Raw genomic sequence first — 9,773 nt, forward strand, 5'->3', positions numbered from 1 at the left:
AAAGTAATATGAATGGAAAAAATATACACATTCCCATATAAATAAATTATAATTCTTAGAAATTACTAATAAGATTTTTTATACCATAGAATAAATCCGATGTATCTTCACCATTATTATATAAATCAACTTTTAACATACAATCATAGAGACAATATAACCATACAATAATACTCAATACACCACCAGAAATACCCGTGAAAAGTACTGCAATAGCAAAGAACAATATAAAAGACATGTATTCTCCAAGATAAATATAACCTCCACCAATAAAAAAGAAACTACATAAAAATGTTAAAAACTTACTTTTTCCAGAATTCACTCCCGGATATGTGTTATTATATGTATTTTCATTATTATATTCAGAGTTATTATACTCAGGATTACTATAACCAGTAGTTGTATTTCCCGTATTATTATTTGAAGTTTCACTTTTTTGAGTATCATATGTTCTATAGGACTCATTCTCTTCCTGTTGTCCTCTAGCCACCTCTTTTTCATGAAGTTTCCGATATTTATACTCATTTACAATATAATCAGCCATTGTAACTTCATCTTTAACATGATCTTCAGCATCATTAGATACATCCTTTTCCTCATCAACACGGGAATTATCATCAATACTTCTTGGAATATTATACTGAGAAGGTTCATCAACACCACCCATATAATAAGAGTCATCCTCAACAGTACTTTGAGAACCACCAATATTTTCAATAAACTCATCATCATAGGGATTATTACCATTATCATTATCATAAATAGTTCTAGGCTCACTATAATAATCAGAATCCTGATCATAAAAACTCTTCACAGAAGAAGCTAACTGATTACCACATATAAGACAAAAATTTGCAGAATCCTCATTAGCAAAACCACAATTCAAACACTTCTTCACCAAAAAAATACACCTCACAATAAAATAATTAAAATAATATTTAATAATATCTATATAACCATCAAATATATAAAACTAGATACTTAAAAATAAAAAAATAAATTAAAGATTAGTACGAACATCACACACCAAAGAAGATAATTCAATACCAACATTCACGCCACACCATTTAACCCTTAAAAACCAAGCCATATCACAACCCAAATTACACACAGCCTGCAAACCACCCAAATCCCCATGAACACCAGCAACAGTAAGACCATGAATAACATTCCAATAAGTAGAAGAAATAATAGGCATCGCTTCTATTATTATTTGTAGATATTGTAAATTAGATTAGTAATTTTTGAAGTATTTTTTGTAGGAATATTGATAAATTTTCTTCATTTCTATCATTTCCTGGAATTAACGGAAATGCCCCTACTGAAGGTATTATTAAATCTGATACTTTATATATTTTAAATCCATCTCCTGGATATAATACATAGGCCCCTTCACTTTCTAGTATTGCGTCTTTATATGTGTGCATTTTATATACATCATCTTTTTTGAAGAGATTATATTTATTTCCATTTTTTTCACCTATAGGTGTGTAGTATTCATTTATTTCTTGTTCTGACCTATATTTTGCATCAAAGTGTATGAAGTATTCTTTGTCTTTGTATTTTATTCTTAGTGTGTAGTCTGGCTTGAATGTTAGTGAGTATGATTTGTAATAGGTTTTATTTGAAAAGGATAGGTTATAATAGGTTGTTATTTCTATTAGTTTTCTATTGAATTCTATTTTAAAGATGTTTTTTGAGGTTATACCTCGTTTTATGTTGATTGACCATTTATTTTCATTGATTTTGAATATATTTTCAAAGTTGATTTTGTTTATACTTAAATCATTTAGTACTTGTAGTAATTTAAGATAACACCAGTATTCATATAATTCACTCATTTTCTTTTCAAAGCCTTTGAATTTATCAGATAATTCATTCCAACTTATTCTGAAAGAAAATTCAAACATTAGAAAATATTCAAGAATATCTCGATAGCCTTCTCTTTTTTGTAATACTTGCGAATTATATGGTATGTATTCCATGTTAGATATGTTTTTAAATAAGTTATTTGATAAATAATAGTCTACTTCTTCTTGGAATAATACTAGTTTATCTTGAACATAACCTCTTGGACAAGTAGTTATCATTTCATGGATCATGTTTGATATGTTTTCAAGGAAGTATTTGAAAAATCTGTTTTCAGGATTATCAACTGAATCTATATATCTTATATTTTCAATTGTTAGAGGCATATATCCATTTAATTTATTTGCTATTGTGAAAGTTTTTTGTGTTTTTTGTAAGTTATCCATGTTCGTGAATATGTTATTTAGTTGAGTGACTTCTATATGTGATGACATTCCAATTGGTACTTGTTCAGATGATGTAGTTAGTTGAGAATATGGATTTCTAATTAAATATTCATATATTGATGGTAAATTTTCTTCTTGGAATAAAAATTCAAGTAACATAAAATCTTCATAAAATGTATTTTTAGTGGAAGAAGCTAGTTCAAACTCCTGATATAATGGAGAATTTACTTCAAAAATTAAACCAGATGATAATTTTGATAAGTCAGCAATCATTGCAGGATATTGATTAAAGTAATCTATTTTCTTAGATCTTATTTCAATAGGAATAAGTATGGAATTTATATTATTTTTTTGAATATCTATGAATGATTTTCCAACATAGCTTTTAAAGTTAAGTGTTCCAGCAAATTTATATGTACTTTCATCACTTAAATTAAATGAGAATTCATTGAAAAAGTTGGGGTTTTGTTTATTTAATGAATAAAGAATATTATATGTTGCATTTATATCCTTTGATTCAAATAATAATTGATATTGTGTATTTTCTAGAAACATTAGATTAGCAAAGTATTTTTCCATATTACTACAGTATTGTATTGGTGTTTTAGTATCAGGATATTCAACAATATTAATATTAAATAATTCTAGATTATCTATTACATTATAATTATCAATATAATCAGTATAACAATCAGCACGAATAGATAATTTACCCAGTTTATTTCCAAAATCATCAACTAAATGAATTATAATTTTTTGTTCAAACATGAAAATCAATTGATAAATGAAACATATCTTTGTTCAGACAATACATTAGACATTTCTTTAATTTTAAGTGCAGATGTATAATACTTATAATCATTCTTACTTAACCCCGTATTTTTAATAGACACATTAAATGACTCATTAAATAAACAGAACTTATATAATTTATTTAATGTTTCTGAGAGAGATTTTTCAGAACCATGAAGTTTTGGAAGTATTTTTTGTTTAATTTGAGCATCAAAATATCTCATCCAATTACTACCCCAATTATTTGGAGAACCCTCATACATCCATGATACTACCATAAATCTCAAAATTTCATTTATAACTCTAAAACCGAAGTCAAAACCAGATAGTTTAAGTATTTCTTGTAATTTATTTAATTCATCAGACAATACATCCCATAAACTAGAATTTTCTACCATAACATCACATAACATGTCATGTAATACATGAATATCGGCTCTTCTTACTTCTATACCTTGAAGAGGATCTAAAAGAAAAGATATATTACCCATTACTTGTTTGTATTTAAAATCATTATTCATATAATCAGATACACTCATTGAATCAAATTCAATAGTATTTGCCCTATCTAATACTTTTGGTGAAAACATATATGTTGTTTCATCCACATTAACTGTACCAATTATAAATAGATTCTCAGGAAGTTTTAATTCATAATTATCATCACAATCATTACCAGAATATAAGGGAATAGCTTCATTACTCTCAATAGCAGATAAAAAATCAGCAAAATATCTTTCAACATGAGATAAATTCATTTCATCAAGAATTAAAAAATAAGGATTAACTAAATCTTTCTGAGCATTCTTAATAAGAGCATAAGCAGGTGTTTCATTATATTCCTCAGTTATAACATTATAAAAACCTAAAACATTCCTATTTTCAGTCCAATTAGAACCTACAGGAATAACCTTATACTGTTTAGAATTATTATTGGATTTACTTCTAGAATTAAATGAATCAACAATAAGTTCAATATCTACTTTCTGATTAGGATCTTCATCCCTAAGTTTACTAAGCCTATCATAAATTTCATCAGACTTAAAAAATAATCGTGTATTCATATTGATTTTACCAATACCTTCTATACCATCAACAATAATGGGTAACTCTTTTTGATAAACATCAATTGGTATGAACTTCTTAACATCCTCATTATTTAAAGACCAACCACCACTAGTAGCAGATTTACCTACTTTATTTGATGTTTTAACTCTATTAACTATTACGTCTATATCATGATGTGAAACATAATTTGCAAAAAGTTGAGCTAGTTTTGTTTTTCCAGTCCCTGAATTTCCAGTTAATATTACAAATGGTTTAACTTTTAATGATAACAAATAATTTTCAATTAATTCTTGATTAAAGAAATATCCTTTACTTTGTAGATATTGTTGAAAACTTATTTTATCTGATTTTTCTTGTGAAATAAAAAAATCCCCCTTGAAGTTTTAAAACTAAAAAATAACTGTTTTTCTATTTAATATTTTACTCCTCTAAAAAACATGAGATTCATATGTTTTATTCATAAAAAGAGTTTGTGATGCACGTACAATTGTATCTTCAGAATATTTATTGAAATCATATGTCTGTAAATTCATATTAAATTTTGTACGAATGTTTAAATAAAAATCTTTTCGTTCATTTTGATTTAATTTTAAAAAAGTCTTTTCAATATCTCTTAAATAATCAATAAGAGTTTCATAATCTTTTTTAATAACATAGTATGTTAAAATCAATTCTTTATTGATATCAGAAATATATGCTTTTTTAACATGATAATTACTCATTAAATAAAAAAATACAGCACCTCCCCCTATAAATGGCTCGAAATAATTTTTGATTTCACCACTTTTCAATATTTCTTCGGGAAGACATGATTCAATAATATCTATTAATTGACGTTTACCTCCAACCCATTTCATAAAAGGTTTTGCGGCAATAATTTTTTTATTAAATAGATCTACTTGCATGATATAAATTATCTTTCTTATACTATATTTTTTTTATCATAACATTGAAAACTACTTAAAATAAAGGGTGTTTTTATGAATAAAACATGTTTCAATGGTTTATTTAGATTGAATCGTAAAGGTGAATTTAATGTTCCTTATGGTAAATATAAGAATCCTACAATTTGTGATGAGGAGAATATTACTAATGTACATGAGATTCTAAAAGATGTGACTATTGAAAATAAAACATATACCTACTCAGAAAAGTTTATTGATGAGAATTCATTTGTTTATTTAGATCCCCCTTACAGACCTCTTAGTAAAACATCCAATTTTACTAGTTATTCTGAAAATAACTTTAATGATGATAATCAAAAAGAATTAGCACAATATTTTAGTAATATTACTAGAAAAGGTGCTTGGGCTATGTTAAGTAACAGTGATCCTCATAATACTAATCCTGATGATAACTTTTTTGATGATTTATATTCTAAATATACTATAAAACGTGTGAAAGCTAAAAGAAGTATTAATTCAAAGGGTAATTCAAGAGGAGAAATTAATGAAATACTTGTAACTAACTATTAGGAAGTAAAAAAATAATGGTTCAATATAAACAATTAGGTTATAATAATTTTGAAGAGTATTATGAAGATTTTCAAAATAATTTACTATTCAATAACCATACATATAATTATTTTGTAGATTGGGATAAAGTTTTCAATAAAATAAAAGAATATATGATTGAAATATCTATTTTAAACACTTTAAGTAAAGTAGATGAAAAAGAATTAGAATCTACATTTAAGAAAATTATACTAACTTATCCAGAAGTTGTTCCAATATTACCTTCAATTCTTGCTATTCGTAAGTTTGATGAGAAAAAGAAAATATATATTCTTGATGATACCTTTAAAACCTATGATTTCAGTGCTGATGGATTTAATCCTGATGAAATTGTTAATTTTGCTAATAAAACAGGATTACTAAAGTTATTTAATAAAATTAATGATCTTTATGCTTATCTTCTAGGTACAGAGGTTGGCTTAGATTCTAATGCTAGAAAAAATCGTAGTGGAACTATCTTTGAAAGTATTATTGAAGAAAAATTAAAAGAAAAACTTGAAAATACGCCATATGAAATTAAAGTTCAAGAAATGGTTGAAGGTATTATCCGAGTAAAACGTGCTGATTTTATTATTAGCCTAAACAATAAACAATTAATAATTATTGAATGTAATTTTTATAGTAGTACTGGAAGTAAACCTATTGAAGTTACTAATGCATACAAAGAATTACAAAAAGAAGTAGATAAAACCAATGTGAAGTTTTTATGGATTACTGATGGTATTGGATGGAAAAAAATGAAAAAAACTATTAAAAATGGAATGGAAACAATTGATTATATTATAAATTATTCAATGCTTTCAAAAACTATTGATATATTATTAGATCTTTAAATATAATGTATATAATAATACTCTTTAATTTATTGAATTCAGGAAAATAAGTATGTGTTTTTTTTATAAAAAGAGAGGGATAGAACTTAGTTAACATGATGAATATAATCTAATTTCTTTGATTATTTAATTTTTTTTTATATGTTAAATAGTTTTGATTAATTTTTTAAATTTATATAGAAGTTACTTTTTTTTGTCTTAAGATTATCCGTTTTAATTGTAAATTCTAATTTAAAAAATATTTTTTTTTTGATAATTCTTATTTTTTAAACTGTATTACATCTTTTTTTGTCGTCTGTTTATTAGTTCATAAATCTAGCCAAAAAAAACTTTTTATCCTCTAATTGAAGTATTGTTCTTGTTTATCAAAAGTTAATTTTTGAATTTGGTTAATACCCCTTTTTTCTATATAATTTAGTTTTTTTATAATCAATTCTATTATTTAAGTTCTATCCCTCATGATTATTATATTACTTTCATCATATTTATAGTTTATGTTTTTTTATAGTTTTTGATTTATTTTATTAAATATTGTTTATTGTATAATTGTGTTTATTGTTAGTTTGTGTCATGATTAACCTTTTATTTTATTAGTGGGTTAATTTTTTTTTAATTAAATTTGTTTTATGAAAAATGAAATAAGGTGGGGTTTTGGTGGTTATGTGTTTATTTTTTTTAGTCTTGGAATTTTCCTAGGAAGTCTTTCATTCTTTGGTTGTTAGAGTTGAATATTTCATCAGGTGTTCCTTGTTCTATTATGTATCCTTGGTCCATGAATATGATTTTGTCTGCCACGTTTTTTGCGAAGTTCATTTCATGGGTTACTATTATCATTGTCATGTTTTCTTGTGCTAGTTGTTTGATTACTTTAAGTACTTCTCCTGTTATTTCAGGATCTAGTGCACTTGTTGGTTCGTCAAAGTATAGTATGTCTGGATTCATTGCTAATGCTCTTGCTATTGATACTCTTTGTTGTTGTCCTCCTGATAGTTGTGATGGGTATGCTGTTTCTTTGTCTTCTAGTCCCATTTTTTTGAGTAGTTGTCTTGCTTCATTTATTGCTTCTGTTTTATCTCTTTTTTGTACTCTGATTGGTGCGTTTGTTATGTTTTTTAGTACATTGTGGTGTGGGAATAGGTTGAAGTTTTGAAATACTAGTCCTGATGTTCCATTAAAGTTTATTTCTCCATCATTTTTTTCTTCAAGTCCTGTTAGACATCGTAGTACTGTTGATTTTCCACTGCCTGATGGTCCGATTATTACTAGTACTTCTCCTTTGTCTACTGTGAAGTTTATATCTTTTAGTACTTCGTTGTCATCAAAGCTTTTTTTGAGGTTTTTTACTTCTAGTAAGCTCATATTTTACACTCCCCCTTTTTTTATTCATAGTATGCTAGTCTTTTTTCTATGTATTCCATTACAAATGCTACTATTATGTTGAATATATAGTAGAATGCTCCTGCAATAAATAGTGTTGTTATTGATGCTTCTGCTGCTGCTATTTGTTTTGCTACTGTGAACATTTCTGGTACTGCTATTACAAATGATAGTGATGTGTCTTTTACGAGTACTATTACCTCATTTGTTATTGATGGTAGTACTGTTTTTATTACTTGTGGTAGTATTATAATAAAGAATGTTTCCATATTTGAATATCCAAGTACTTGTGCTGCTTCATATTGTCCTTTTGGTATGGATTCTATTCCTCCACGGTATATTTCTGCAAAGTATGCTGCATAGTTTAGTGTAAATGCAATTATTACAGATATTATTCTGAAGCTACTTGATACTTGCATTCCAAAGACATAGTATGGTCCAAAGAATACTACTATTAATTGTAGCATAAGAGGTGTTCCTCTCATTATTGAGATGTATATCTTCATTAACCATCTGATTGGTGAGAATGAACTCATTCTTCCCCATGCTACTACTAGTCCTAGTGGTAGTGCAAAAAGTAGAGTTAGGAGGAAGATTTCGATTGATGTAATCATTCCTCCAATTAGCTCACTTAAGACTGTACTGAATAACATTAATTAATCTCCATGAAATTTATTCAGTTGAGTTTACAACAGTTGTGTTGTTTCCCATACAAAGGGATCCTGGAACACCATAGCTATCATATTTTGCTGCAATTTTTGCGATTGTTCCATCTTCATACATTTCATTTAATGTTTTTTGTACAGTATCTCTAAGTTCTGTGTTTCCTTTCTTAAATCCTATACCATATTGCTCGGATGAAATTGTTTCATTAATAATCATGTATTCATCAGAGTTTCTACTGTTAATTTGGTATTGTGCTACTCCTATATCCATTGCTATAGCATCACATGCACCACTATCTAAGTCCATAAATGCAGTGTTATATTCTGCAATTTGTGCAAGGTTTTGGAAGGTATCTGTTAATGTTTTATTATCTTCTAGTGCTGCAAGTGCTGAGGAATCTTCTTGTGCTTCCACAATTTTACCACTTAAATCAGCTAAAGAATTAATATTAGCACTTTTTTTAACAACAACTACTTGTTGATTGTTAATATAAGGTTCAGTCCATGTGTATTGATCTTCTCTTCCATTAATAGTAAATCCATTCCATATACAATCAATTGTACCAGAATTTAATTCACTATCTTTACTATTCCAGTCAATAGGTTGTTTTGAAAGAGTCCAATTATTTCTATCACAAACCTCTTGTGCTAAATCTAAATCAAAACCAGTATATTCCCCATTATCTCCTTTAAATCCATAAGGTGGGAAATTTGCATCAAATCCAACTACTAATGTATTATCATCATTATCTGCTGCTGAAGCATTACTAGAACTACCAGTAACACCATCAGTGCTTATTACACCTGCACCAAATAAACCAAGTATTGCTACTATGATTACAATTACTGCGGCGATTACTCCTATCTTCTTATCCATTATATATACACCATATAATTTAATTTTTAAAAAAAATTTTAAACATTTAACAAATCCACAAAAATCACATGGACAAAACCATCATCATGTAGAAAATAGTTAATGTACATTATACAATATGTCAATCAAAATATATATTATTAATTAAATTGATAACAAAAAATCATGATGTATTATAATTAGTTCATATTTAGAAAAAAATGAGGAAGAATACCAAATATCACTCAAGACATATAGCCTTATTGATTAATATTTAGTATATTTTTAAGTTTTTATAGTTCTGCTGCTATGATGTAGTTTTTTTCTCGACAGTATTTTAGAATTTTGGTTCTTTTAACTCCTTTGTTTATAAGATATTTTATCATGAGTGGATTTATGTATTTATATTTTTT

9 protein-coding genes are annotated in these 9,773 nt (G+C 26.7%); 2 read left to right on the top strand and 7 right to left on the bottom strand.

Features of this window, described 5'->3' with window-relative positions:
• Positions 1-55: 55 nt before the first annotated feature.
• The 4 genes from NL43_RS07220 to NL43_RS07240 all read right to left on the bottom strand — a co-directional run bounded on the left by NL43_RS07220 (position 56) and on the right by NL43_RS07240 (position 5,020).
• Entirely contained in the window at positions 56-898 is an 843-nt protein-coding gene (locus NL43_RS07220) for a TM2 domain-containing protein (RefSeq protein ID WP_143741338.1), read from the bottom strand.
• A gap of 331 nt (positions 899-1,229) precedes the next feature.
• Entirely contained in the window at positions 1,230-3,023 is a 1,794-nt protein-coding gene (locus NL43_RS07230) for a DUF2357 domain-containing protein (protein ID WP_069593383.1), read from the bottom strand.
• 5 nt (positions 3,024-3,028) lie between these two features.
• The gene (locus tag NL43_RS07235) at positions 3,029-4,387 is read right to left on the bottom strand and encodes a hypothetical protein (RefSeq protein WP_241776238.1); all 1,359 of its coding nucleotides are present in this window, start codon (positions 4,385-4,387) and stop codon (positions 3,029-3,031) included.
• A gap of 156 nt (positions 4,388-4,543) precedes the next feature.
• Complete coding sequence (locus NL43_RS07240; RefSeq protein ID WP_069593385.1) at positions 4,544-5,020, bottom strand: DNA adenine methylase; 477 nt, start codon at positions 5,018-5,020, stop codon at positions 4,544-4,546.
• A 75-nt stretch (positions 5,021-5,095) separates the two neighbouring features.
• Here NL43_RS07240 and NL43_RS07245 point away from each other — a divergent pair, with 75 nt between their 5' ends.
• Both NL43_RS07245 and NL43_RS07250 read left to right on the top strand, forming a co-directional pair.
• Positions 5,096-5,590, top strand: coding sequence for a Dam family site-specific DNA-(adenine-N6)-methyltransferase (locus tag NL43_RS07245; protein ID WP_069593386.1), 495 nt, complete (start codon positions 5,096-5,098; stop codon positions 5,588-5,590).
• A gap of 14 nt (positions 5,591-5,604) precedes the next feature.
• On the top strand, positions 5,605-6,462 hold the full coding sequence (locus NL43_RS07250) for a type II restriction endonuclease (RefSeq protein ID WP_084790459.1): 858 nt from the start codon (positions 5,605-5,607) through the stop codon (positions 6,460-6,462).
• A gap of 675 nt (positions 6,463-7,137) precedes the next feature.
• Here NL43_RS07250 and NL43_RS07255 read toward each other — a convergent pair.
• Genes NL43_RS07255 through NL43_RS07265 form a run of 3 tightly spaced genes read right to left on the bottom strand, consistent with a single transcriptional unit; the run spans position 7,138 to position 9,381 of the window.
• A complete protein-coding gene (locus tag NL43_RS07255) occupies positions 7,138-7,821 on the bottom strand; it encodes an amino acid ABC transporter ATP-binding protein (RefSeq protein WP_069593387.1) in 684 nt (227 codons plus the stop codon).
• Between the two features lie 20 nt (positions 7,822-7,841).
• Positions 7,842-8,492, bottom strand: a complete 651-nt coding sequence (locus NL43_RS07260) for an amino acid ABC transporter permease (protein WP_069593388.1) — start codon at positions 8,490-8,492, stop codon at positions 7,842-7,844.
• 19 nt (positions 8,493-8,511) lie between these two features.
• Positions 8,512-9,381, bottom strand: coding sequence for an amino acid ABC transporter substrate-binding protein (locus tag NL43_RS07265; protein ID WP_069593389.1), 870 nt, complete (start codon positions 9,379-9,381; stop codon positions 8,512-8,514).
• Positions 9,382-9,773 lie beyond the last annotated feature (392 nt).

Origin of the sequence: Methanosphaera sp. WGK6, assembly GCF_001729965.1 — an archaeon.
In the GTDB taxonomy this organism is placed as follows: domain Archaea; phylum Methanobacteriota; class Methanobacteria; order Methanobacteriales; family Methanobacteriaceae; genus Methanosphaera.

Excerpts from the sequence above, each read along its gene's own strand:
- NL43_RS07230 (WP_069593383.1), bottom strand. The coding sequence starts at position 3,023 with ATGTTTGAACAAAAAATTATAATTCATTTAGTTGATGATTTTGGAAAT.
- NL43_RS07240 (WP_069593385.1), bottom strand. The coding sequence starts at position 5,020 with ATGCAAGTAGATCTATTTAATAAAAAAATTATTGCCGCAAAACCTTTT.
- NL43_RS07245 (WP_069593386.1), top strand. The coding sequence starts at position 5,096 with ATGAATAAAACATGTTTCAATGGTTTATTTAGATTGAATCGTAAAGGT.
- NL43_RS07250 (WP_084790459.1), top strand. The coding sequence starts at position 5,605 with ATGGTTCAATATAAACAATTAGGTTATAATAATTTTGAAGAGTATTAT.
- NL43_RS07255 (WP_069593387.1), bottom strand. The coding sequence starts at position 7,821 with ATGAGCTTACTAGAAGTAAAAAACCTCAAAAAAAGCTTTGATGACAAC.
- NL43_RS07260 (WP_069593388.1), bottom strand. The coding sequence starts at position 8,492 with ATGTTATTCAGTACAGTCTTAAGTGAGCTAATTGGAGGAATGATTACA.
- NL43_RS07265 (WP_069593389.1), bottom strand. The coding sequence starts at position 9,381 with ATGGATAAGAAGATAGGAGTAATCGCCGCAGTAATTGTAATCATAGTA.